This window comes from Bowmanella denitrificans (genome assembly GCF_002887595.1).
Lineage (GTDB): Bacteria > Pseudomonadota > Gammaproteobacteria > Enterobacterales > Alteromonadaceae > Bowmanella > Bowmanella denitrificans.
Map to the genome: position 1 here is coordinate 158,307 of NZ_PEBU01000002.1, position 22,602 is coordinate 180,908.

The window sequence follows — 22,602 nt, forward strand, 5'->3', positions numbered from 1 at the left end:
TCTACGCAAGTTGCGTTCTATGAGACCAGGCATGGTCCTCGATATTCAGGTCAAGTCACCCACTGCAGCCAAACGAGTCCGCACCGAGTTTGTTGGTATGGACGGTACCCGCTGTATTATTTTACGTTATCCCGACGAAGGCAAATGGGGTAACCTCAAAGACGCTATTTATGCTGACAACAGCATGATCGTGCGCTTTATTTTAGAAGATGAGACCGGCGAAGTCATCGCCTTTAAAAGCCGGATCTTGCTGGTCGCCACCAAGCCCACCCAACTGGTATTTGTCACTTTTCCTATGGCGATACAAAACCAGGGACTGCGCAGCGACAAGCGCACCAGTACTCGTACCCCGGTGGAATTGTCTGATGGCGAAAACGGAGCACCGCTGTTTGACGCATTGGTTCTGGATATTTCCGCCAGTGGCTGTCGGGTGGGCGTCAAGCGTTCAGTGCAAGGTGGCGTGAAGCTGACCGGCAAACATTTGCTCTTGTCCATCAGGCCGGTCAAAGACAATGTCTATCGCCTTAAGGGGCAGGTGATGAACCACAAGGCCGATGAAGAATACAATTACTACGGAATCAAGTTTGAGCAGGGTGATGAACAAATCGCCCCGCTGTTGTCGGAAATACTTATAGACTTCTAGGTAGACCATGGAGCTACCGCCATAAAAGGAGCGAGACAGATGCGACAGATTGATGCGTTGTTAAATGAATATGGTGAAAGCCATACCAACAAAACCAATATCCTGATCCATGCCATTGCGGTGCCGTCCATTTATTTCGTCACTGTGGGGCTGATATGGTCTATCCCGGTACCGGATTTTATTGCTTACTTCGGTGCAACCTGGGCCCATGTGCTGATGATTCCCACCCTTTACTATTACTTCAGATTGTCAGGGCCGATAGGGGCAGCGATGACGCTGTTATCTATTCTGGTATTTCTGGGCATCAGGTTGTTGGTGGTTTTAGATATTACCGTGTGGCAGTTTTGCCTGGCGCTGTTTGTACTGATGTGGATCCTGCAATTTGTCGGTCACCATATCGAAGGTAAGAAACCCTCTTTTTTCAAAGACCTTCAGTTTCTGCTGGTGGGACCAGCCTGGTGGTGGGTGCATTGGCTGAAAAGAATGAATATCAGCTATTGATGGCAAATTCACTTACGCCACCTTAACCAGCATTGCGGCGGATGACGTAAGGCTTACGACCAGCAGCCTCGGGTCAATCCGTTAAAGCCGTATAATTCAAATGGTTGTTATCTCCTGAGAGTTAGGTTTGATCCACTGGCTGAAAATGTTTGACGACAGAGAGCGTCAGTTTTGGTTGTTGCACACAGGTGGCTGGGCCGGCTTTGCCCTGATCTATTATCTGGGGTCTTTCCTGCACGATATGCGCAGTATCTGGTTGTTTGTGATACTGCTCAATGCCTATGCCGGCTGGTTGATTACCATTCCCCTGCGCTATGTGTTCCGCCGTTTATGGCGTTTACAGACCTGGCAAATGGTACTGTCAGCGCTACTGTGTTCCTATTTTGTTGGGGTACTGTGGGCGGTGATTAAGAACATCAACTATTGGGAAATCTATAAACACGGTTATCGCCCGGATGAATGGATTTATTACTTTAGCAACAGCGTTAACAGCTTTTCTGTGATTGTGTGCTGGAGTGGTTTGTACTTCGGTATTAAGTACTACCAACTTATGCAGCATGAAAAGCAAAATGCTTTGAAGGCCTCGACCATGGCCCATCAGGCCCATCTAAAAATGTTGCGCTATCAGCTTAATCCGCACTTTTTGTTTAACACCCTCAATGCTATTTCTACCTTGGTGCTGATTAAAGAGAACGACACCGCCAATGCCATGGTGTCGAGGTTAAGTGATTTTCTGCGCTATTCGCTGGACAAAGATCCTATTAAGAAAGTCCCTCTTGAGCAGGAAATTCAGGCCATAGAGATGTATCTTGATATTGAAAAGGTGCGTTTTGAAGACAGGTTGACGGTGCAGTGGGATGTCGCCGCTGAGACGCGTGAAGCATTGGTGCCCAGCCTTATTTTGCAGCCACTGATAGAAAATGCCATTAAATACGCCATCGCCCGCACAGAGCAGGGCGGCTGTATTGCTATCAGTGCTAAAGCCTTTGGTCGTGACCTGCTGATTGAAGTAGCAGATAATGGGCCTGGTGCTGATATTGTGAACGGCCAGTTACAACGAAATGGTGGCGTGGGCTTGCCCAACATCCGTGAACGATTGCAATCTTTGTACGCTAATAATTTTTCCTTTGTGATCGCCCAGAATCAGCCATCTGGGGTCAAAGTCAGTATCAGAATTCCTTATCAGGTAGGTCAGGATGCAAACCAAGATTAGAACTATCATTGTAGACGACGAACCACTGGCGAGACGCGGTCTGGCGGTTCGTTTAGGCGACTTTGCCAATATTGAAGTGCTGGACGAATGCAAGAACGGCCTGGAGGCTGTGGAGAAAATAAGCAAGCTTCAACCGGATTTAGTTTTTCTGGATATTCAGATGCCTGGGCTGAACGGCTTTCAGGTTATCAATCAGTTGCGGGAAAAAAGCCGTAATCTGCCGTTGATTGTTTTTGTTACGGCCTATGATACCTATGCTATCAAAGCCTTTGATGTACATGCACTTGACTATGTGCTTAAGCCAGTGGACGACAAGCGTCTTAAGGCGGCAGTGGACAAGGTTTGCCAAACGCTGGAATTGCGCCAGGAAGGCAGTCGTAAAGACAAACTAGCCCGTTTGGTGGCGGATATTATCGGTGACGATTGCGAAGAAATTTTACGCCGCCTGGCAGACGGAGAACCTATCAGTCAGTATCCGGATATTCTGGCGATTAAAGATGGCAATGAAGTCACCCGGGTGCCGGTTACGGATATTCAGTGGATTGACGCGGCCGGTGACTATATGTGTGTGCACGCCGGCGATAGCACCCATATTATGCGGCGTACCATGAAAGAACTGGAAGAAGAGCTGGACCCACGCCGGTTTGTGCGCGTTCACCGCAGCGCCATCGCTAATATCCAGTTTGTCAGTAAGCTGGTAAGTCACGTCAGTGGTGAATATCACTTGGTCCTGCAAAATGGTACGGAACTGAAAGTCAGCCGCAGCCACAGGGACAGAGTGAAGAATATGATTCACCAATGATATGTCAAAGCCCTTATTACTGGCCGCCAGGGGAGGCGGCTGCGCAATAGTGGAAGCGCAATGAATTAAATTGGAAGATTAAGGCGGCTAACAGCTAACACTGTCCTTGTCTGTTCATCATACCGCTACCCATGCCGATCACGCGCTTTTTTACCTTTGCTTTATGTTTCACTTTTCCTCCATTAACCTTTTGTAATTCATTAAGTTAAGTGTCAAGTCATAGGTGTGGTTTGTTTGGTATTAAAACATATACATAGGTGTCAACCTGGTGGTAGGTAAAAACCATGCGCCTCTGTATGATTCGCGCCGTCAAGATTTACAACATTTTTTAAGAGGCTGTTATCCATGAAAAAATCTGCTGTTACCCTGTTTGGTTTGATGACTCTGGCTGTATCCCCACTGAGCTTTGCTGATATCAACGAAGATCTGCAAAACATCTGCACTATTGTAAAGAACGATGATAAGTCTGAGTTGCGCAAGAAAATCAAACAAGTACAGGATGATTACAACCTGCGTCTGGGTGACTACTACGACGGTATCAGCTGTGGTGGAAGCAGCCTGATCCGCTACTCGATGGAAAACAATGCAGCTGAAGTTGGCACCTTTATGATCAAGAAGATGAGCAAGTCAGACCTGCAAAAAACCGAAAAAGACGGTATGGCTCTGCAGCAGTGGGCAGAAGCAAATGGCCATATGGCTGGTGCAATCGGTCAGGAACTGATGTCACGTATCAGTTAATGCAGATAAATTGAGTAAAGCATTTGGGCGTCATTTGTCTGATGGTTTTGACGCCTCTTAAATCAGATAAATGACTTTGCCCAATTTTTCCCTTAGCCCCGCGAAAGCGGGGTTTTTTTATGGATTATTGCTATTTTTTTCCAAGTCAAAGGTTTCCTGCTGGATGTGCAGTAGATAAGGATCCAGGGCTTTGGCTTGGTTCCAGGTATCTTGAAACGGTACTTCCACCATTTGCTGATTATGTTCGCCAATCATAATACCGGTTTTACCTGCACGTGCGGCTTCCACAGCATAAACACCTAACTTTGACGCCAGGATCCGATCAAGGCTGACCGGTGAACCCCCTCGTTGTACATGACCCAGAATAACCGGGCGGCAGTCGATACCGGTGCGCTGGTGCAGTTGGTCAGCTAAGTCCATCACCCCACCTGGCCAGATGTTTTCCGACACCACCATAATATAACTGCATTTGCCACGGATCTTCTGGGCAGTTTGAATATGCCCGGCCAGGCTGTCCAGGTCCGGTAGGTTGTCGGTGAAAAGCTCGGGCAGCAAAACCTGCTCAGCCCCGGAACAAACGGCTGCACTGAGGCCGATAAAGCCAGCGTGACGGCCCATGACTTCAATTAAAAATATTCGTTCAAAGGCATCGGCCGTATCCCGGACCCGGTCAATGCTTTCCAGCGCCGTATCTATGGCTGTGTAGTAGCCTATGGTGGCATCAGTGCCATTAATGTCATTGTCAATGGTACCGGGCAGGCCCAGAATCTTGCCGGACCAGAATCGACCTAAATGCACGGCACCGCGGAATGAGCCGTCCCCACCGATAATAATTAATGCGTCTATCTTAAGGGCTGTAAGGTTGTCTGCCGCCTGACGCCCGCCCTCGTCAGTGGTAAATGCCTGGCAACGGGCACTTTTTAAAATCGTACCGCCGCGCTGAATAATGTTGTTGACGTCGCTGCTTTGCAGAATTTGGTATTCCTGCTCAAGCAGTCCATTAAATCCATGACGGTAGCCTATCACCTGCACGTCAAAATAGTGACTGGCTAGTACCACCGCTCGAATGGCGGCATTCATGCCTGGGGCATCGCCACCAGAAGTCAACACTGCTATGCGTTTCATCCCTTGTCCTTCTTTTCGCTGCGACACATGGCTAGCTTATACCCGGCCTTTGTAATTTTTCCACTGCTCAGTTTAAATTTCCGTAATAACTTGGTTATTGCCTAAGATCAAAGCCTTGTTACACTCGATCAAAATGGCGTATCAGGGAATCATGCATGGTTAGAATTTTTGCCGCGTTACTACTGGTTTTAACGCTTAGTGGTTGTTCAACTACCTTCGTATACAACAATCTCGACTGGTTGGTGCATTGGTATATAGACGATTATGTCGAACTCAATAAAGCGCAAAAAAAGCAGTTTGACCATAAAATGCAGGACTGGTTGAAGTGGCACAGACATCAGCAATTGCCCAGATACCGCGATGACTTGGTGGCCTTGAAACAGCAGTTTGAACAGGGACAGATGACTCAAACTCAGTGGCAGGAGTTTTTTTCCAGGGTGCGTGGCCATTGGTATTCGCTGATCAACCATCTTGGTCCGGATCTGGCCGAGCTATCTCTACAGCTTAATGATCAACAGATAAAAGATATGTTCGCCACTTTTGAAGAACAGCAAAAAGAGCGTGAAGAGGAGCGTAACGAGCTCGATGAACAGGAGCGTCTGGAAAAAAGCAGGGAAAACTTGCACGAAGACATGCAGGAGTGGACTGGCAGACTGAGCGCTGAGCAAAAGGCGCAACTCAATGAATGGGCCGAAGGGTTTGCACCAACCTACGAGTTGAGACTTAAATACCGCCGAAACTGGCAGCAGGCTGCGATGGACAGTTTGTTGGGGCGAGTGGATACGAAAGCGTGGCGGGATACTTTCACGCTTCTTCTGGTGCGTCCTCAGGATTACCAGTCCGATGCCTTGCGGGAAGCTGATCTGGCCAACCGCGAATACTATGCACGTATGCTTGCTGAACTGACCCCAGGTTTGAGTGATAAACAAAAGCGTCATGTATTACGCGAAATGCAGCAGCGTATTGACGACCTGAACGACTTGATTGAGCACTGATGTTGGGTAAAACCTATGACCTGATTGTTGTGGGGGCCGGTATCCTTGGTGCCGCCTGTGCCCGGCATTATTTGCAGTGCCACCCAGGTAAAAAAGTTCTGATAATTGAAAAGGAGTCAGCACCGGCACGCCATCAGACCGGACGCAATTCGGGGGTGGTGCATGCTGGCGTGTACTACGCTCCAGGTAGCCTCAAGGCCCAGTATTGTCGCGAGGGCTTAAGTGAAACGCTGGCCTTTTGCCAGGCTGAAGACATACCTCTGTTGCAGTGTGGTAAGTTGATTGTGGCCACCGATTCGCAGGAAGAAATTCGTCTACAGGCACTTTATCAGCGCAGTCAGGACAACGGGTTGCATCCGCAGTGGATGAATGCCAATGCCTTGCGCCAAACCGAGCAGGCGATTAGTGGCAGGGCAGCCATTCTGGTCAGGGATACCGCCATCACGGACTATACTGCCATTACCCGTCGACTGCTGGAAAAAGCCATTAAGGCCGGGGCAGAAATTGAATACTGTGCGCAAGTCAGCGACATTCACGAAACAGCACATGAGGTGCAGGTGTCTTTGCATGATGGACGGCGGCTGCTGACTGAAAAGTTACTCAACTGCGCGGGGTTGATGGCTGATCGTTTGATTCAGATGCAGGGCCTGAGCACGGATTTTCGCATTCTGCCGTTCAGGGGCGAATATTATCGTTTGCCTGACAAGTACAATGCATTGGTTAAATATCTGATCTACCCGGTTCCTGATCCGCAGTTACCTTTTTTAGGTGTGCATCTGACCCGCATGATAGACGGCAGTGTGACGGTTGGTCCTAATGCGGTACTGGCGCTGGCCAGGGAAGGTTATAGTTGGACGCATATCAACTTTAAAGACTGCTGGGAAAATCTCAGCTACAAAGGCTTTTGGCCGTTAGCCAGACAATACTGGCAGAGCGGCCTGAGCGAAGTACGCCATTCGCTGTTTAAATCGCAGTATTTGAAACTGGTGCAAAAGTACTGTCCGCAGATTCAACTGCATGATCTTCTGCCATACCGTCATGGGGTGCGGGCTCAGGCGGTAACCCAAAGTGGTGAGCTGCTGCATGACTTTCGCTTTGTGCACAGTGAGCGAACCCTGCATGTGGGCAATGCCCCTTCGCCAGCGGCCACATCGGCCATGCCCATCGCCCGGGCTGTGGTCAGTGAGTTGGAAAAATAGTTCTATTTAATCGAATATATCTGCGTATTAATTGCGCTTTATGTTCTCTTCCTTCGGTGGTTCAATCAGCACATCACTTTCCAGGAGCACAACCATGGCTAACAGACAGATTATCCAGACCCTAAGCGGCATTCGCACCCAGGATGGTGCTGGTGTGGCGCTGACAAGACTGATAGGACAACCCGCTTTGCCGCGCCTGGATCCTTTTTTAATGTTGGATGAGTTTGGCTCTGATCAGCCAAGTGACTATCTGGCCGGATTCCCGCCACACCCTCATCGGGGATTCCAAACTGTTACTTATATGCTGGCGGGTAAAATGGGTCACGCCGACTCTGTGGGGAATAAAGGCGTTATCGAGACTGGCGGCTTGCAGTGGATGAATGCCGGAAAAGGAATCATTCATGAAGAAATGCCACAGCAGACCCAAGGGGTAATGCGAGGCTTTCAATTATGGGTGAATTTGCCGGCCAGTGAGAAGATGTCGGCGCCGGGTTATCAGGATATTGCCTCTGATAAGGTTACCGAAGTTTCGCCACAACCGGGCATACTTATCCGGGTGTTGGCCGGAGAGCTGTTTGGCGCAACGGGTCCTGTCAGTACGCAGGCTGTTAAACCGCTGTTTGTGGATGTTCAGACACAGCAGGGCGGTGAAATAGACATTCCATTGCCTCAGTATCACAACGCCTTTATTTATCCCTATGAAGGGCAATTAAGCGTTGGCGACAAGCTGCTGAAAAAAGGGCAACTAGCCGTATTGGGGCATGGGGAGAATCTTGGACTTAAGTTGGCAACTGATACCAGATTTATTCTGGTGGCAGGCGAGCCTATCGGCGAACCTGTGGTGCAATATGGGCCTTTTGTTATGAACACAGAGGCCGAAATCAAACAGGCTATCAGTGATTATCAACAAGGACGGCTGGCTTAGAGCCAGCCTCTTCAATTGACTTACTGCTTTGATTCTTCAGGCTTTCTTGGCTCGCCAATGGCGCGCTCGTCACCTTTACAGATAGTGTCATACTGATCGCGATAGTAGCGTAATTCCAGACAGGCTTCCTCATACCGTTTTTTCGCTGTCAGCGCCTGCTGAGGATGTTCCTTATCCATCATAACCTTGCGCCACTCTGCGCACTGCTGTTCCTGTTGCTTCACTTCAAGAATTCGCTCGCAAGGATTGTCAGTGCTGGTACAACCTATTGCCAGACTGGCCAACAATGCGGGGATCAGTGTGTGCTTTTTCATCTGTGCTCCAGATAGCTTTTAACGTTTTCTTTTATACTGTCAAACTTGCTTTGATGACTTTCCGGCAAACGCATACCATCTACCATTCTGTAGGTTTGTCGGCATTTCATCAGCAGTTGCTGGTCGGGCTTGGTCATTTTTTCCATCAATTTAAGCAAGCATTGCAGCAAGTTCAGTGCCACCCCGGTGTTCATGGGGGCCAGTTCCTGCGCCTGCAGAAATGACTGGTAGGCGGCCTCGTATTGACCTTCCGCATATTGCGAAATACCTGCTCTGTTGTGCTTATTGTAGTTCTCTCTGACCTCAGTTTGTCTGCGTTCAATATTACCAATTAAATATTGCAGATTGGGATCCACCGGCAGGTTGCTGCTTTTCAGTTCACTGAGCAGACGATTCGCGTCTTCAAATTCCCCCAGATCGGTCATCAGTGTCAGGGAATCCGGTGCCAGCGCCATGGGATATTCCTCAAAGCGGCTGCGCAGTTCAAACTGGGTGGCATTTAAGGTGCGTTTGGCTTCCAGCAGCTTGCCGTCAATCAGGTTTATTCTGGCCCCAACCAGATCTTCAAATATATTGTAGTCAAAGCTTTCTCTGGTGCGGCTTAACAATTCATCGTTGCGGTTACGTTGCAACACCAGCATGGCTTCTTGATGGTAACGGTTGCGCAGTTTCTTATCTTCGGCTTGTTCCGCAGCGTCCAATATACTGCGTACATAGTTGCACAGGTGGGTGACACTGCGATGAACCGACTTTTTGCTTTGCTCTAAGATGGCTTGGCAGCAGTTTTTGGCTAACTCAAAGTCGCCGGCCAATCTGGCGATCTCGCAGCCCAGGAACTGTCGGGTGAGAGAAAATGGGGCAATATTCAGGGCTGCTTGTATGGTTTTTAGTGCGTCATCCAACTCGTTTCGCTTAACCCGGCACTGGGCCATGATATCCAGGCCTTCCACGGCATAGAGTTTCTGTGCTGCGACCCGGCTGGCAAGCAGCATGGCATCAGGAATATTACCAAGGTATAAATGTGTGCGTGCCAGGGCAATGTTTACCCAGGGCAGGGGCTTTGCGTCACTGATAGAGTTGAGTAGTTGCAGGGCTTCTTCATTGCGGTTCTCCCGCCACAGTAAATCCAGCAGGATGGACAGACAGTATTTGCTATATCTGTTACCGGAACGGATGAGTTTGCGGCATTCCTCAATGGCAGCCACATTTTCACCGTCCATCACTTTCTGATAAACGTCTTTGAGCGTGTGCCGTTTGTGGTAGGCACGGGACAATCTGCTATGTAACTGCGATTGTGAAAACGGCTTGATAATGTAACCGTCAGGTTGTTTTTCAATGCTGCCCAATACCATTGGCCGGTCACTGTCGGCACTGACCATCATATAGATGGTGGTGGACTTAATCAGCTTGCGTACCCGCAGCTCTTCGAGCAACTGATAGCCGTTTTTTTTGTCACTGCCAAGATGCAGATCGGAAATAATAATATCGAACTTCTCCTGGCGGCAGGCCGCCACGGCAGACTCACCGTTTTGCACCACGACAACAGAAGTGGCACCCAGGTTGTTCATTATGCCGCGCAACAGGATTAGAAAGGGTCGTTGATCATCAACGACTAATACGCGTTTATTATGGTAGGACAGGGTCGCCATCTTAGCCTGAGTTTCGTACATCCAATAGTTACTGCTCCAGCCATCTTCTTTGAATCACCGCCACAAAGCAAACTAAAGTTATGTGCTGCGTAAACGATAACCAAGTGTAGCTGGAAGGTGGGGAGAGTATGCGCAATATCGTCAACGATTTGGAGTTCAGTGGTAAGCTAAGCCAGGCCGCCCGGCCGGGCCAGGGCCAGACCTTCAGTCTGCTGCTGAGTATGCTGCAACAAAATCTGCTTGAACGCCTGCAGATTGCCAGCGAGCCGTCTGTGGTGGCGTTGCCTGAGGCCCCCGAAACCCTGACGGGGGCCCCCGCCTTTCCCCTTAAAGCAGATATCGAACATTGGCGACAGGCCGAGATTCAGGCGGCCTATTTTCAGCAACAACTGACTGATTCCGCGCGCCTTTGGCAATGTCTGCATCCAGGTCCTTTGTCATTGCACAATGATCCTGGCTATATCGACCCGGTTGTGATTGAAAATTGCGACTGGCATACCCGTCAGCGCCTCAGCGGGAAGCAACAAACCGATCTGGAGCCGGACGAAACCGCCTTGTTGGATATTCTTGATTCGCTTCATCAAGCCGCCTGAAATCTCATATTTTATGGCCGAATTTGCACTTTTGCGTCCTTTCGGTCAGTGTTGGGCATTGTTATAGTTGCTTAAAACCTCAGGTGGAGCAGCCAATGAAGCAAGTGGGTATTTTTATTTATGAGCAGGTGCAAGCCGTTGATTTAGCCGGTGCTTTAGATACCTTTGGGCAGGCTAATGAGGAGCTGAAAAAGCTGGGGCGCCCGACGTTTTATCAAATACATCTGCTGGGTTTGAATACGCAACCGGTCAGGGCCGAAAACGGGCTGAAACTGATGGCAGACGTCGCACTGAATGATTGTCCTGCACTGGATTATCTGGTGCTGCCCGGTGGCAGCGGTAACCAGCAACTACAGCAGAATTCTGTGTTTTTGGACTGGTTGCGCAGCCAGGATAGTCAGCTTGAAAAACTAATCAGTATTTGCACTGGGGCATTCTTACTGGCTGCCAGTGGTCTGGTGAATGGCAAAACCTTGTCTACTCACTGGCGCTTTGCTCAGCAATTGCAGGACGCCTTTCCTGCCGTGCAGGTTAATGCTGAGGCCTTGTATCACAAGGAGGATAAATACTATTCCTCTGGCGGTATGACGGCGGGTATTGATTTGTGCTTGACGATATTGGAAGAAGATCTGGGGCTGCATCTGGCCCAAACCGTGGCCCAGGAGCTGGTCATGTACCTGCGCCGCAGTGGCAATCAAACCCAGTATTCACGACCACTGACGGTGCAGGCCAGCGAAGAAACCCGTTTTATTCAGCTACAACAATGGGTGCTCGACAACTTACACCGTCCCATCGGCCTGGCACAAATGGCAGATAAGGCCTGTCTGAGTGAGCGGCATTTCAGGCGCATTTTTACTCAGCGATTTGGCCTTTCCCCCAGCCGTTACCTTGAGCAGTTGCGTCTGGATCGGGCGCGCAGTCTGTTACTGTGTGACGGTTATAATCTGGAGCGGGTGTGTCAGGAATGCGGATTTAGCGGTGCCAATAGCTTTGGTCGTTTGTTCAAGTTACGCTTTGGTTTTACGCCTATGGATTACCGGACACATTTTGGTGGCTAGTCGGCAGATCATCGTATTTGATGGGGTATGCAATCTGTGTCATGGCGCAGTGAATTTTATCATCGCCAGAGATCCTAAGGCTGTGTTTCAATTTGCCGCCATACAAGGGGAAACGGGGCAGCGTTTGTTGAACGAATTTGCTCAAAACGCGCTTGCGCCAGACAGTTTTTTACTCGTTCAGGACCATCATTGTCTGACCATGAGTGATGCAGCATTAACTATTGCTGCACAGTTACAGGGCTGGTCACGTTGTTTAGTGTTGCTTCGTATGCTGCCACAAGGGATAAGGGACTGGCTTTATCGCTGGGTGGCACAGCATCGCTATACTTTATTTGGACGACAACAATGTTGGCTGCCAGATGAGGACCTTTCCCATCGGTTTCTGCCTTAGTTTGGGGATGAACATGCATATAAAACGGCTGACTTTGCTGGCGACAATGTTACTCTGCGGCTTGGTGCAAGGGCAGGAAAGTACCACAACAGTCGAAAAGTTTATTGGCGCATTTAACCGCCATGATGTGGACGCCATGCTGGCACTGTCTGCGCCTGACATACATTGGATGGGTATTTCCAGGCAACAGCTTGCAATTGAAACTTCAACTCAGGCATCACTTCGCGATGCTATGGTGAGTTACTTTGAGAGTATGCCCAGCGCCCGTTCCAGGATCCGTTCAATACACAGCAGTGGTGAATTTGTCTACACCCTTGAACAAGCCGTTTGGCAATCCAATGGTGTTGAGAAGAGTCAATGCAGTGTTGCTGTATATGAGTTAAGGGAGCAGAAGATTGTGCATGTCTGGTATTTCCCTGCGCATCGCTGCACCGGATAATCTACTATGCTGGCGGTTACCAGCATAACCGATGTTTTTTGCCATCCCACTTCATTTAGTGCCCCACAAGTTTCGACATTCACATACAACTTTGCCACAAGCCTGATCGGAATTCAGGCTGTCCGCTTGGCATGCTGTTGGCCACATCACCAACAAAAGGATTGAGTATGTTACGACTATTTTGTTTATCTGCTATTGCATTGGGGTTAGCCGGCTGCGGTTCAGACAATAAGAAACCCGTTAGGCCGGTTGAACCGACTGTATATCAGCAGGCACAAGGGGCATGGGTACAAAAAGGGTATGGCCGCTATTTGCAGGCGGACAGCCAGGGACTGCGCATTTTTGAGGCCAATCAGGTCGGCTGCCTGCCATTGATGAACGTACCAATGGCGCAAGCTGATAACACTTTTGGTGACTTCTCGTTGCCCGGCGCCAATCGATTGGAGTTTGATCTCATTGAGTATGGCCCTTATTACCGCTTTTTGTTTGAACGGGTCGATTCATTGCCTTCGGTATGTGCGGATGGCACCGACGAAAGCCAGGACCCGGTAGCGAACTTCGAATACTTCTGGCATAAGTTTAACGAACTGTATGCTTTTTTTGCTTTGCGTGAAGTGGACTGGCAAGCCATCTATGACAGGTATCGCCCGCTTGTTAATGCGTCCACTACGGATGAGCAACTGTTCGATATCTTTACCCAGATGGTTGAGCCCCTGAAAGACGGCCATGTGGTGCTGTCTGCACAAACCCTGGACAAGGAATATGCGCCTACCAGTAAAACAGGCCAATTGTTTAAACAAATTGGGCAGGCGCAGGTTAGTGCCTTTATGGATGACCCCAGTATTAGCAAAGCGCAATTGGACGCGTTGCAGGAACTCTACATTAACGAATACATACAGCGCATTCGTAGCTATATCGTCGCCGATAGTGGTGGTGAGCTGGGCGACTCTGGTATGCCTGGCATGATTTGGGGTAAAACCGCACAAAATGTCGCCATACTGGTGGTGACCCGCATGTACGGGTTTAGTGGTAAAGGTGCCCCGGAAGACTTGGCGGTACTGGACGAAATCATGCCTGAAATCATGGCAGATTTGGCTGACACTAAGGGCATGATTGTCGATATTCGCCTGAATGACGGCGGATTTGATCCGCTGGGACTAAAGATTGCCTCTTACCTGACCAATGAACGGCGACTCGCCTTTACCAAACAGGCCAGAAACAAGCATGGAAACTCGCCAGTCGGTGAGTTCTTTATCGAGCCGGATGGCGACATATTCTACAATAAACCGGTTTATCTGCTTGTCAGTGAAGATACTGTCAGCGCTGGCGAAACCTTCACCCTGGCCATGTCGGCTCTGCCTCAGGTGACCTTAGTCGGGCAATCAACCTGGGGCGGGTTGTCAGACAAATTACCCGGAAGTTTACCTAATGGCTGGGACGCTGAGCTTTCTCATGAATTTTACTGGGATCACCTTGGCCGCCATTTTGAAAAGAGCGGTATCCCGCCCGATGTGTATCTGCCAACTTACAGTCTTTCCGGTGCGCAGTTTGGCCGCTTCAGTAGTTACGATTATGTACTGACACAACTGGGTGGAAAACTGGCACCAGCGAGCAGTGAAAGCGAGTTGGATAACAATATTGAGACCATACTGGCCGACGTTAACCTGGTGGGCGCCAGTATTGCGGCAATCAAACAGGGGCAAATTGTCTGGCAGGGTAACTATGGTCAGGCTGATGACAGCGGCCGGCCTGTGACACTGGATACGCCATTCAAGCTGGCTTCAGTGAGTAAGACCTTTCTCGGGACAGCACTGGCTCATGCTCAGCACGAGCTGGAACTGGACCTATCTGCACCGGTGCAAAACTGGTTGGATTTTCCATTGCAAGGCATATCACAACAGGCCAGTTTCGCGCATCTGGCCAGCCACACTTCCGGTATAACGGATGCTTCCTATCTGTGTGCTTACTACGCGCTGGATGACAGTCGCTCTTTATACAACGAGCTTTATGCCAGCGACAGCTGTCCGGACCCGGTAGAAACCGATTTGGGAAGATTTTTAAAAAGCTACCTTGTTCCCGGAGGAGTGTTGTATCAGCAGGATAACTATCTGCAACACCCGACTTTTGAGCCTGGCATGTTCAGTGAGTACAGTAACCTGGCAACCGGATTGGCTTCCTATGCCTTTGGACACTTTTTACACCAACAGGGCTATGTGGACTATTTTGATTATACTCAGCAGCGTTTGTTCACGCCGTTAGGCATGCATAATACCAGTTGGGATCCGGCTTTGCCTGATCAGGCGACGCTTTATGGTGATCTGGATGGCGACGGTGTGAATGAGCCTATTCCACAATATAGCGGTGTGACCAGTGCCGATGGCGAGTTGCGCTCATCTGCACGGGATCTTAGTCGTTATCTCGATGCTATGATGCATCAGGGCAAATTGGGGGAGCAGCAAGTACTGAATGCCAATGCCGTGAAATCAGCACTAACAGATAACCCGGCCTTGTTTGGGCAACACGGCTTATTCTGGGAAGTGGACGGCAGCTACATTCGTCATAGTGGCGGCGACCCTGGGGTATCAACGGAAATCATCGGTGATTTACAAAACGATATTGCCCTGGTGATTTTAACCACTGGCGGTGATCTTGAAGGTGATGCCTCTGCCCAGGCGTTAGTGACCATTGAACAAGCCGTATGGCAGTATTTGTTGGGTTTGTGAAGCCGCAAGAGCATACAAAGGGAGTCGCGTTTATTCGCGCTCCCTTACAATAATCACCAGCACACCGTTATGTTAGCAAACACAGTAGGTCGAACTTCAGTTCGACAAAACGGCTAAAGTGCATCGGCGTATGCGAATAGGGCTGGTGCCCCACCGGTATGCCAGAACAACACTTTGTCGTCTGCGTGGAAGTACCCTTTGTTAATTAAATCCAGCAATCCCGCCATGGCGCGTCCTGTGTAAACCGGGTCCAGCAATATGGCTTCATTTTTCGCTAAGGTGGTAATGGCCTGACGTTCAGCATCACCAATGACCGCATAGCCGCCCCCCAGATAATCCTCACTTAACAACACATCCTCTTTGCTAAAAGCTTCCAGGGCCAAATCCGCCGCAACCTCATTGGCCAGCTTCAAGACCTTGTCAGCAAATGGCTGGTCCGGGGCGTCCAGTTTATCAATACGAATACCCAGCACCTGAGCCGTTAAGCCTACCAACCGGGCGCCAGCCAAAATCCCGGCGTGGGTGCCGCCGGACGCGGAAGCGAAGACAATATGGGTAAAACGGGTTTCGCTTTGTTTTACCAACTCCAGTACGGCATTGGCATAGCCCAGGGCACCCAGCAGATTGGAACCGCCGTAAGGCACGACATAAGGCTTTTTGCCCTGGGCCTGAAGTTTTTCCACCAACAACGGAATATCTTCACCTTTACGATGATCACCTGCCCAGTGAATTTGGGCGCCCAGCAATTTATCCAGCAGCAGATTGCCGTTACAGGAGCCAGGTTCATGGCCGCCCAGCACCAGATGACATTCCAGCTCCAGCATCGCTGCCGCGGCGGCGGTTTGTCGGCAGTGATTGGACTGAATGGCGCCTGCTGTGATAATGCAATCCGCACCTTGTTGCAGCGCTTCAAACAGCATGTACTCCAGCTTGCGGGTCTTATTGCCGCCCAGCGCCAGACCGGTAAGATCATCACGCTTGATCCAAAGTTCAGGCCCGCCTAACTTGTCAGACAGATTCTGCATGGGCTGAAGTGGGGTAGGCAGGGTGGCCAGTTCCAGCCGGTTTTCCAGACTCATGGTTGTTCCTCCGCTCGCAAGGTTAGTATTTCCACGCCGCTGTCGGTGACGGCTACAGTATGCTCCCACTGGGCAGACAACTTGCCGTCACGGGTCACCACCGTCCAGCCATCTTTTTTGGTTTTGGTGCGATAACCGCCCTGATTGATCATCGGCTCAATGGTAAAGGTCATGCCCGGCACCAATTCAACCCCGGTTCCAGGCTCGCCATAATGCAGCACCTGTGGTCCTTCATGCATTTCTTCGCCAATGCCATGGCCACAATAGTCCCGCACCACGGAATAACCTGCCGCTTCGGCTGTTTTCTGAATGGCGTGACCAACATCGCCCAGAGTCGCACCGGGTTTGACAGTGTGAATACCGGCCCACATGGCCTGATAGGTGGTTTCCACCAAACGCTTTGCCAATGGGGTAACCTGACCAATCATATACATCTTACTGGAATCGGCCACAAAACCATTTTTCTCCAGGGTGATATCCAGATTAACAATGTCGCCCTTTTTCAGCTTCTGCGTGGCCTTGGGCATACCATGGCAAACGACCTCATTGATAGAGCAGTTCAGAACATAGGGATAGTCATACTGGCCTTTACTGGCCGGGCGTGCCTTTAGTTCATTAATAATAAAGTCTTCGACTTTATTGTTGATGTCCATGGTACTGATCCCGGCCTGCACATAATCATCCAGCATCGCAAATACGCCCGCCAGAAGCTGGCCAGAGTGGCGCATCAGTTCAAGTTGTTCCGGGGTTTTCAGAACGATTGACATTAATCAGACTCCAGTTGCTCGGCTTTTTGCGGTAAAGATTTGGCGTGTTCGGGCAGTTTAATCACCGGGGTTTGTAAAATCAGGCTGTTGGGGTAGGTAATCAGCTCACCCTGGTCGCGGCGAATCAGTACATGAAAGGTGGTAATTTCCTCAATTACGCCCGACATATCAAAATCTTTATTGACGATCATAATGCGGTCGCCAACCCGATAGGGGAAATTGAAGAAGATCAGAATGCCGGCGGTGATATTGGCCAGAATCGACCACTGGGCAACCAGCGCCACGCCCAGGATGGCGAAGGTGGAGGATAAAAACACCATCAGATTGGCATAATCAATGCCCATGGTCACCAACGCTGCAAACAGGAACACCGCCAGATGAGCGGTGTTCAGAAACTTCTTAATCATGGCCTTGCGGGTCAGTGGGGCATCTTTCATTTCCACCACTTTTTGGATAAATAACTGAATACCGGCGCGGCTGACAAAAAACAGCACCAGTAACAACAACAGTATTAAAAATTTGGTTTGCATCGGCTTCCCGTTAGCTGATTGATTTATTAAGTTTTACTTTGTTAGCCTGCTGGCGCTTGCGTATCCGAATATTCAGCACTTCCACTGCCACCGAAAATGCCATGGCGAAGTAGATATACCCTTTTGGCACATGCACATCGAATCCTTCGATAACCAGGGTAAAGCCCACCATTATCAGGAAAGAGAGTGCCAGCATTTTAATGGTGGGGTGGGCGTCGACAAACTCACCGATGGATTTGGCAGCAAACAACATGACCAAAACCGAGGCCACCACGGCAATCACCATAATGGACAGGTGAGACACCAGGCCCACGGCGGTGATCACCGAGTCCAGCGAAAACACCAGATCCAAAATGGCAATTTGTACCAAAATGGCGCCAAAACTGGCAGCGGCACTGCCTTGTCCCTCTTGTGCATCCCCTTCCAGACTGTTGTGAATTTCATGGGTGGATTTTGCCAGCAGGAACAGGCCACCTAAAATTAAAATCACATCCCGTCCGGAAATCTCATTGCCCAGAACACTGAACCAGGCGTTGGTCAGGCCCATCACCCAGGTAATGGAAAACAGCAGCGCCAGGCGGGTCAGCATTGCCAGGGCGATGCCCAGCTTACGTGCTTTGTCTCGTTGCTCTGGGGGTAATCTGCCGACCAGAATGGAAATAAAAATGATATTGTCGATGCCAAGGACGATTTCCAGGGCCATCAGGGTGCCCAGGGCAATCCAGGCTTCGGGGCTGGCGATCCATTCAAACATAGTGGCTCCTGCAAAAAAACACGGCCAGTATAACTGGCCGGGCTGACGTGGCGTTAGGAAAAATGTCTTGGATTATTTCTTAACCCATTGACCATCAAGCAATATGTAATGCCCAGGTTGAGTTTTTTCAACGGCTTTTTTACCGGCCAGGGCTTCCACTTGTGAAAGGGCAATGCCATTTTTTTGCGCCAGCTCCTGATACTTGGCTTTGCGTTTGCTGTTGACATCCTGCACCAGCTCAGGCACTTGCGGGGCACTTTTGACTATTCCCAGGTAGCCGTCGGTTTGTTCACCCACCAGGCCCTTGTCTTTAGCTTCGTCCAGCTCTATGGCCAGGGCTGGTAAGCTCAGCAACAGGGGCAGCGCGAACAGGGCAGATAATAGTCTGTTTTTCATCAGAATCTCCTTAGAATAATTCGCTGTCTTCGCTGAACAGGCTGTCCAGCTCTTTATCAACCTTAACGCGGATCTCATGGTCGACCTTGACATTAAGATTGATGGTAATAGGTTCCTTGGTTTCCACCTGTACCCTGTGGGTGCAGGCGCCAAGTGATAGCAAGGCTGACAGTAACAATAGGCTTCTCACAGCGTTTTCCTCATTTGACTTTTTCTTGCACTTTTTTCTGTACCTCATCCCCTAACTGCAGGGCCCTTAACAGGGTAAAGAGGTTCTCTTCATGGGTATAGTTAAAATTTACATCCTGTTTCTTGCCAGGATTGTGGCCCTTTATCTTCATATCTAAAAGTAACCAACCATCAGGTTTCAGGTTCACTGTACTGGTCAGTGACGAAATATCCATGTTCTTCAATGCCGATAAACTGGGGGCCAGGTTGGGCTGACTGGCCAGCAGGCTGTCAAAGGCTGCGTTGTCATAAATCAGCAATTTAGCCGGACCTTCGTTATATAGCTTGCCGTCTTTTACTTCTACCAGTTTGCCATCCAGTTTGATGGGGACATCAGCTCCCACCTTGCCACGCACTTCTATGCCTGAATCTTTGCCCAGTTTAGCCAGTTCACCGGCATCAAGATGGCGTAGCGCCAGTGTCATTTGCTGTGGCTTGTTATCCAGGCGCAGCTGCGGCAGGGAAAATTCGCCACTTAGCAATTTGCCATTTAATCCGCTTAGCACCGGTCCATTGGCATCTGTGCCAAGTTGGGTGCTGATATCTGTAATGGGCAGGCCCACATTTACCGACTTGATGCTCAGAGTAGCGGGGGCCAGATGAAGGTTACCTGAATACCAACTGATGTCGCTGTTAACACTGATATTTTCAACCTGATAGTCCTGATAGCTAAGTGATAAGGTTGAAACGTCAATATTGGCATTCAGTTTACCTGTGTCCAGCGCATACTCGGCGCTGGCGGCCAATTGACCGGCCGTCAAGGCCAATTGTGGCAGCAGCGGTTTAAGCAACGGGGTGAATTTATTGCTGCTTTGCGCAGGCAGGGTCAGATTAAACCTGTTCTGCTCCTGATTAACCTGGCCATGCAGACCCGAGGGCAGTTGCCATTGATGTACTGAGCGGCCCTGCAACGGCTCGCTTAAAGGCATGAACAATTCATGTTTGAAAGCCAGCTCATTAAGCTGCCATTTTTGGACATCCAGTTTTTTCAGATTAGTGTTACCAAGGATTGTGACCAGCCCTTGCTGAACATTGAACTGATGCTGGTGCATCAGGCCAGTAATTTTGCCATCTGGGCTTGCCAGATTATCCAGACTCAAATCCGTTTTGCCTGTGACATTTTTGAGATCTTGTGATGCCAGACTAATTGTGGTTTTTATTGCGCCCAGCCGGATATCTTTATTCAAAGCCTGTGCCGCCTTAACCTTCAGTTCGGCCTGCAGGCCCGCCTTGCTATCCAGCGTGAATTGGCTGTTGAGCTGAAGCTTGTCGGCCTGCCAATCCGCGACACGCCAACTATCTGCACTCAGTTGCCATTCCTGTCCTGACAGCTGATAGTCTGGTGTCTGGCTATCCACGCTCAGGTGAATTTGCCCTATACCCTGCAGGGCCAGCGGGAACCACTGCTCTGAGGGCTGGGCCGGTACCAGTATGCTGTTAAGCTGATAACTGGCGGTCAGCGGCTTACCTGTCTGCCAATCAATATGATTTAACGTCAGCAGGCCCTGCGTTTTACCGGTGAATTGCACCTCTGCACTGGCTAGCTTCAGGCTTTGCAGGCTAACTTTGGCGATGTCTGGCAAGTTAATTGTTATTTGTGCAGGCTTATACAGTTCTGCCGCTGGATTGGGTATTGGGCAGTGCTTTAAATCCAGCTTAATTGGCAGGGCACTGAGGTCCACATCGGCTTGCAGAATCGTGGTATCCAGGCGTAAGGCCAGTTCACCCGTTACAGTAATTGGCATCTGACATTCCAACGCCTCTATAGGGTAGGAGAACTGCGTTGCTATTTGGTTGGTGGCAACCAGGTTCTGGCCATCAAAACTGGCCTGTGTGTGTATGGGACTGTCGAGCAGCGCTGCGGGCAGCGCTTCTGGTAAGCGTAAATAGTTGGCTAAATCTGCCAGTTTCCAATTCAGTTGTAACTCGGCTTGGTTGTCTTTAAGGGCAATATCTGCCTGCCATGGGCCGTTTAATTGCAGATTGCCCTGTTGATAGCGAACGGCCATTTCCAAAGGTTGGCGAAGCAACGGGCTTTGCAGTTGTAACTTATCGATGCTAATCGCTGGCAAGTCAGGGAGCTGCCAGCTGACAGGTTGATTTTCCTTACTGTGGGTGGCGGCATTGTCTGGCTGGTGCACAAGTTGCAGGCTGGCCACCTGCAACTGAGACAAATCGAATAGTGCATTTGCCGCTTCGGCGCGAAAGCCCGGACCTTGAACACATACACTGCGGGCCGAAACCTGCCAATCCAGATTGGTTTGCAGGTGTAAATCCCATTGCAGGCAGCTTAGCTGTACTTTATGGGGGGCCAGATAGTGATTGGCCAGCTGTAAGGCCAAAGGCTGGCGAAACCACCAAAGTCCCGCCACACAGACAAGCAGTGCCAATAATGTCCAGACAACAACATTCAGCGCCGTTTTCATCAAGTCCCTGTTTTACTGCGCACAAAGGCCATTAGCTTAGCGCAAAATAGCCAGCCTTGAGAATCAGGATTGGGTGATTTGCACCTGCTGTCCGTCGCGCAGGCGCTCTGCGCCGCGTATGGCTACTTTATCCCCGGCTTTTAGTTGCCCCTGTTTGATACTGACCCATTCTTTCTGGCCCTGACCAACTTCGATCTTTTCCCGGTGCGCACGGTTTTCTTTATCGATACGCACCACATAAGTGCCATCCCGACGCAGGATCAGGGCGTCGCGGTGCACGGTAAGGGCCAGGCTGGGTGATTGTATGGGGACGGTGGCGGTCACCAGTTGTCCGGCGGTCCAGGTTTCACTGGCTTGTTCCGGTAAACTGACGCGTAACTCAAAGGACTGCGATTGCATATCAGCAGCGGGAATAATGGCCTTAACCCAGGCTTCCACCTGTTGTTCACCGGCTTTGAGCACAATCGACTTACTCTGGCGCAAAAATGCCAGGTATTTAACCGGTACAAAAATACGCGCTTCCAGGTTTTCGGTATCCAGCATGGTCACCAGTTCTTCGCTGCGATTGACATCACCACCGGCTTCACGCAGCCTGTCTGTGACTACCCCCTGAAAAGGCGCGGGTACTTTAGTGCGGGACAACTGATCGTCAATCTGCGCCAGGCGTAGTTTGGCAATTTCCAGGTCAGCCTGAGCCAATTCGAACTGGGACTGAGTTTGATCCAATTGAAAGGCCGACGCGCTATTGGTCTGACGTAGCTCCTGAAGACGCTGCAGTTCACGCTGCAGGTAATGCAGGTTAATTGTGGCGCGTTTGATTTGCGCTTGTTGTTCGGCCTGTTGCAAGCGTAAGGGCAGGGGATCGATCTGCGCGACCGTTTCGCCCTTGGCCAATACGCTGCCAGGTTCTGCCACCCATTCCAGGCGACCTGCCACCCCGGCGGTCAGTTTGACATTGTGGCGGCTGAAAATACTGCCAACCAATTCCACGGTTGGAGCAAATTCACTTTGCTTAACCTCATCAACCCTGACCGGGCTCGGTGGTGGCTCATTAGCGAAGGCGCCTTGGCAGCTCAGCAGGACAAGGGTAACTAAGGTGGACTGGAATTTCATA

General features: G+C 50.1%; 24 protein-coding genes. 13 read left to right on the forward strand and 11 right to left on the reverse strand.

What is annotated here, in order from left to right; all coding sequences use genetic code 11:
- Positions 1–31: 31 nt before the first annotated feature.
- From CSR04_RS04245 to CSR04_RS04265, 5 genes are all read left to right on the forward strand, one after another.
- Entirely contained in the window at positions 32–643 is a 612-nt protein-coding gene (locus tag CSR04_RS04245) for a flagellar brake protein (protein WP_245921355.1), read from the forward strand.
- Positions 644–682: 39 nt separating this feature from the next.
- The gene (locus CSR04_RS04250) at positions 683–1,144 is read left to right on the forward strand and encodes an Mpo1 family 2-hydroxy fatty acid dioxygenase (protein ID WP_102795016.1); all 462 of its coding nucleotides are present in this window, start codon (positions 683–685) and stop codon (positions 1,142–1,144) included.
- A 145-nt stretch (positions 1,145–1,289) separates the two neighbouring features.
- The gene (locus tag CSR04_RS04255; RefSeq protein ID WP_102795017.1) at positions 1,290–2,357 is read left to right on the forward strand and encodes a sensor histidine kinase; all 1,068 of its coding nucleotides are present in this window, start codon (positions 1,290–1,292) and stop codon (positions 2,355–2,357) included.
- Positions 2,341–3,159, forward strand: coding sequence for a LytR/AlgR family response regulator transcription factor (locus tag CSR04_RS04260; RefSeq protein WP_102795018.1), 819 nt, complete (start codon positions 2,341–2,343; stop codon positions 3,157–3,159). Before CSR04_RS04255 ends, CSR04_RS04260 begins: the two co-directional genes overlap by 17 nt.
- 345 nt (positions 3,160–3,504) lie before the next feature.
- Entirely contained in the window at positions 3,505–3,897 is a 393-nt protein-coding gene (locus CSR04_RS04265) for a DUF3718 domain-containing protein (RefSeq protein ID WP_102795019.1), read from the forward strand.
- A 117-nt stretch (positions 3,898–4,014) separates the two neighbouring features.
- Here CSR04_RS04265 and CSR04_RS04270 read toward each other — a convergent pair whose 3' ends face one another.
- Complete coding sequence (locus tag CSR04_RS04270) at positions 4,015–5,022, reverse strand: ATP-dependent 6-phosphofructokinase (RefSeq protein ID WP_102795020.1); 1,008 nt, start codon at positions 5,020–5,022, stop codon at positions 4,015–4,017.
- Positions 5,023–5,177: 155 nt separating this feature from the next.
- Between CSR04_RS04270 and CSR04_RS04275 the strand changes: the two genes are divergently transcribed.
- From CSR04_RS04275 to CSR04_RS04285, 3 genes are all read left to right on the forward strand, one after another.
- Positions 5,178–6,017, forward strand: a complete 840-nt coding sequence (locus tag CSR04_RS04275; RefSeq protein WP_102795021.1) for a DUF6279 family lipoprotein — start codon at positions 5,178–5,180, stop codon at positions 6,015–6,017.
- Entirely contained in the window at positions 6,017–7,216 is a 1,200-nt protein-coding gene (lhgO, locus tag CSR04_RS04280) for an L-2-hydroxyglutarate oxidase (protein ID WP_102795022.1), read from the forward strand. The genes CSR04_RS04275 and lhgO overlap by 1 nt, the downstream gene beginning before the upstream one ends.
- Positions 7,217–7,310: 94 nt before the next feature.
- Positions 7,311–8,141, forward strand: a complete 831-nt coding sequence (locus CSR04_RS04285) for a pirin family protein (RefSeq protein ID WP_102795023.1) — start codon at positions 7,311–7,313, stop codon at positions 8,139–8,141.
- A 20-nt stretch (positions 8,142–8,161) separates the two neighbouring features.
- Here the strand turns inward: CSR04_RS04285 and CSR04_RS04290 are convergent, their stop codons facing one another.
- Positions 8,162–8,455: a hypothetical protein gene (locus CSR04_RS04290; RefSeq protein ID WP_102795024.1), complete on the reverse strand. Its 294-nt coding sequence runs from the start codon at positions 8,453–8,455 to the stop codon at positions 8,162–8,164.
- Positions 8,452–10,125 (reverse strand): response regulator, encoded by a 1,674-nt coding sequence (locus CSR04_RS04295; RefSeq protein ID WP_102795025.1) that lies wholly within the window; start codon positions 10,123–10,125, stop codon positions 8,452–8,454. Before CSR04_RS04295 ends, CSR04_RS04290 begins: the two co-directional genes overlap by 4 nt.
- Before the next feature lie 107 nt (positions 10,126–10,232).
- Here CSR04_RS04295 and CSR04_RS04300 point away from each other — a divergent pair, with 107 nt between their 5' ends.
- The 5 genes from CSR04_RS04300 to CSR04_RS04320 all read left to right on the forward strand — a co-directional run bounded on the left by CSR04_RS04300 (position 10,233) and on the right by CSR04_RS04320 (position 15,308).
- On the forward strand, positions 10,233–10,697 hold the full coding sequence (locus tag CSR04_RS04300; protein ID WP_102795026.1) for a VC2046/SO_2500 family protein: 465 nt from the start codon (positions 10,233–10,235) through the stop codon (positions 10,695–10,697).
- 95 nt (positions 10,698–10,792) lie between these two features.
- On the forward strand, positions 10,793–11,755 hold the full coding sequence (locus tag CSR04_RS04305; RefSeq protein ID WP_102795027.1) for a GlxA family transcriptional regulator: 963 nt from the start codon (positions 10,793–10,795) through the stop codon (positions 11,753–11,755).
- Positions 11,748–12,146: a thiol-disulfide oxidoreductase DCC family protein gene (locus CSR04_RS04310; protein ID WP_245921358.1), complete on the forward strand. Its 399-nt coding sequence runs from the start codon at positions 11,748–11,750 to the stop codon at positions 12,144–12,146. The genes CSR04_RS04305 and CSR04_RS04310 overlap by 8 nt, the downstream gene beginning before the upstream one ends.
- A 13-nt stretch (positions 12,147–12,159) precedes the next feature.
- On the forward strand, positions 12,160–12,585 hold the full coding sequence (locus CSR04_RS04315) for a nuclear transport factor 2 family protein (RefSeq protein ID WP_172449229.1): 426 nt from the start codon (positions 12,160–12,162) through the stop codon (positions 12,583–12,585).
- Positions 12,586–12,752: 167 nt separating this feature from the next.
- Positions 12,753–15,308, forward strand: coding sequence for a serine hydrolase (locus CSR04_RS04320; protein WP_172449230.1), 2,556 nt, complete (start codon positions 12,753–12,755; stop codon positions 15,306–15,308).
- A 113-nt stretch (positions 15,309–15,421) separates the two neighbouring features.
- On the opposite strand, the gene CSR04_RS04325 is transcribed toward CSR04_RS04320, so the two are convergent.
- The 8 genes from CSR04_RS04325 to CSR04_RS04360 form a co-directional block, all read right to left on the reverse strand.
- A complete protein-coding gene (locus CSR04_RS04325) occupies positions 15,422–16,387 on the reverse strand; it encodes a D-cysteine desulfhydrase family protein (protein ID WP_102795030.1) in 966 nt (321 codons plus the stop codon).
- Entirely contained in the window at positions 16,384–17,154 is a 771-nt protein-coding gene (gene map, locus CSR04_RS04330) for a type I methionyl aminopeptidase (RefSeq protein WP_102795031.1), read from the reverse strand. The genes CSR04_RS04325 and map overlap by 4 nt, the downstream gene beginning before the upstream one ends.
- Complete coding sequence (locus tag CSR04_RS04335; RefSeq protein ID WP_102795032.1) at positions 17,154–17,684, reverse strand: mechanosensitive ion channel domain-containing protein; 531 nt, start codon at positions 17,682–17,684, stop codon at positions 17,154–17,156. Before CSR04_RS04335 ends, map begins: the two co-directional genes overlap by 1 nt.
- 10 nt (positions 17,685–17,694) lie before the next feature.
- A complete protein-coding gene (locus CSR04_RS04340) occupies positions 17,695–18,438 on the reverse strand; it encodes a TerC family protein (protein WP_102795033.1) in 744 nt (247 codons plus the stop codon).
- Positions 18,439–18,510: 72 nt separating this feature from the next.
- Positions 18,511–18,834, reverse strand: a complete 324-nt coding sequence (locus CSR04_RS04345; RefSeq protein WP_102795034.1) for a YdbL family probable chaperone protein — start codon at positions 18,832–18,834, stop codon at positions 18,511–18,513.
- 10 nt (positions 18,835–18,844) lie between these two features.
- Entirely contained in the window at positions 18,845–19,024 is a 180-nt protein-coding gene (locus tag CSR04_RS04350; protein WP_102795035.1) for a YnbE family lipoprotein, read from the reverse strand.
- Between the two features lie 10 nt (positions 19,025–19,034).
- A complete protein-coding gene (locus CSR04_RS04355) occupies positions 19,035–21,488 on the reverse strand; it encodes an intermembrane phospholipid transport YdbH family protein (protein WP_102795036.1) in 2,454 nt (817 codons plus the stop codon).
- 63 nt (positions 21,489–21,551) lie between these two features.
- Positions 21,552–22,601 (reverse strand): efflux RND transporter periplasmic adaptor subunit, encoded by a 1,050-nt coding sequence (locus tag CSR04_RS04360; RefSeq protein ID WP_102795037.1) that lies wholly within the window; start codon positions 22,599–22,601, stop codon positions 21,552–21,554.
- Between the last annotated feature and the right edge of the window lies 1 nt (position 22,602).

Excerpts from the sequence above, each read along its gene's own strand:
- CSR04_RS04325 (WP_102795030.1), bottom strand. The coding sequence starts at position 16,387 with ATGAGTCTGGAAAACCGGCTGGAACTGGCCACCCTGCCTACCCCACTT.
- CSR04_RS04260 (WP_102795018.1), top strand. The coding sequence starts at position 2,341 with ATGCAAACCAAGATTAGAACTATCATTGTAGACGACGAACCACTGGCG.
- CSR04_RS04285 (WP_102795023.1), top strand. The coding sequence starts at position 7,311 with ATGGCTAACAGACAGATTATCCAGACCCTAAGCGGCATTCGCACCCAG.
- CSR04_RS04335 (WP_102795032.1), bottom strand. The coding sequence starts at position 17,684 with ATGCAAACCAAATTTTTAATACTGTTGTTGTTACTGGTGCTGTTTTTT.
- CSR04_RS04295 (WP_102795025.1), bottom strand. The coding sequence starts at position 10,125 with ATGTACGAAACTCAGGCTAAGATGGCGACCCTGTCCTACCATAATAAA.
- map (WP_102795031.1), bottom strand. The coding sequence starts at position 17,154 with ATGTCAATCGTTCTGAAAACCCCGGAACAACTTGAACTGATGCGCCAC.
- CSR04_RS04255 (WP_102795017.1), top strand. The coding sequence starts at position 1,290 with ATGTTTGACGACAGAGAGCGTCAGTTTTGGTTGTTGCACACAGGTGGC.
- CSR04_RS04340 (WP_102795033.1), bottom strand. The coding sequence starts at position 18,438 with ATGTTTGAATGGATCGCCAGCCCCGAAGCCTGGATTGCCCTGGGCACC.
- lhgO (WP_102795022.1), top strand. The coding sequence starts at position 6,017 with ATGTTGGGTAAAACCTATGACCTGATTGTTGTGGGGGCCGGTATCCTT.
- CSR04_RS04355 (WP_102795036.1), bottom strand. The coding sequence starts at position 21,488 with ATGAAAACGGCGCTGAATGTTGTTGTCTGGACATTATTGGCACTGCTT.
- CSR04_RS04315 (WP_172449229.1), top strand. The coding sequence starts at position 12,160 with ATGCATATAAAACGGCTGACTTTGCTGGCGACAATGTTACTCTGCGGC.
- CSR04_RS04265 (WP_102795019.1), top strand. The coding sequence starts at position 3,505 with ATGAAAAAATCTGCTGTTACCCTGTTTGGTTTGATGACTCTGGCTGTA.
- CSR04_RS04245 (WP_245921355.1), top strand. The coding sequence starts at position 32 with ATGGTCCTCGATATTCAGGTCAAGTCACCCACTGCAGCCAAACGAGTC.
- CSR04_RS04305 (WP_102795027.1), top strand. The coding sequence starts at position 10,793 with ATGAAGCAAGTGGGTATTTTTATTTATGAGCAGGTGCAAGCCGTTGAT.
- CSR04_RS04290 (WP_102795024.1), bottom strand. The coding sequence starts at position 8,455 with ATGAAAAAGCACACACTGATCCCCGCATTGTTGGCCAGTCTGGCAATA.
- CSR04_RS04300 (WP_102795026.1), top strand. The coding sequence starts at position 10,233 with ATGCGCAATATCGTCAACGATTTGGAGTTCAGTGGTAAGCTAAGCCAG.
- CSR04_RS04270 (WP_102795020.1), bottom strand. The coding sequence starts at position 5,022 with ATGAAACGCATAGCAGTGTTGACTTCTGGTGGCGATGCCCCAGGCATG.
- CSR04_RS04250 (WP_102795016.1), top strand. The coding sequence starts at position 683 with ATGCGACAGATTGATGCGTTGTTAAATGAATATGGTGAAAGCCATACC.
- CSR04_RS04360 (WP_102795037.1), bottom strand. The coding sequence starts at position 22,601 with ATGAAATTCCAGTCCACCTTAGTTACCCTTGTCCTGCTGAGCTGCCAA.
- CSR04_RS04345 (WP_102795034.1), bottom strand. The coding sequence starts at position 18,834 with ATGAAAAACAGACTATTATCTGCCCTGTTCGCGCTGCCCCTGTTGCTG.
- CSR04_RS04275 (WP_102795021.1), top strand. The coding sequence starts at position 5,178 with ATGGTTAGAATTTTTGCCGCGTTACTACTGGTTTTAACGCTTAGTGGT.
- CSR04_RS04320 (WP_172449230.1), top strand. The coding sequence starts at position 12,753 with ATGTTACGACTATTTTGTTTATCTGCTATTGCATTGGGGTTAGCCGGC.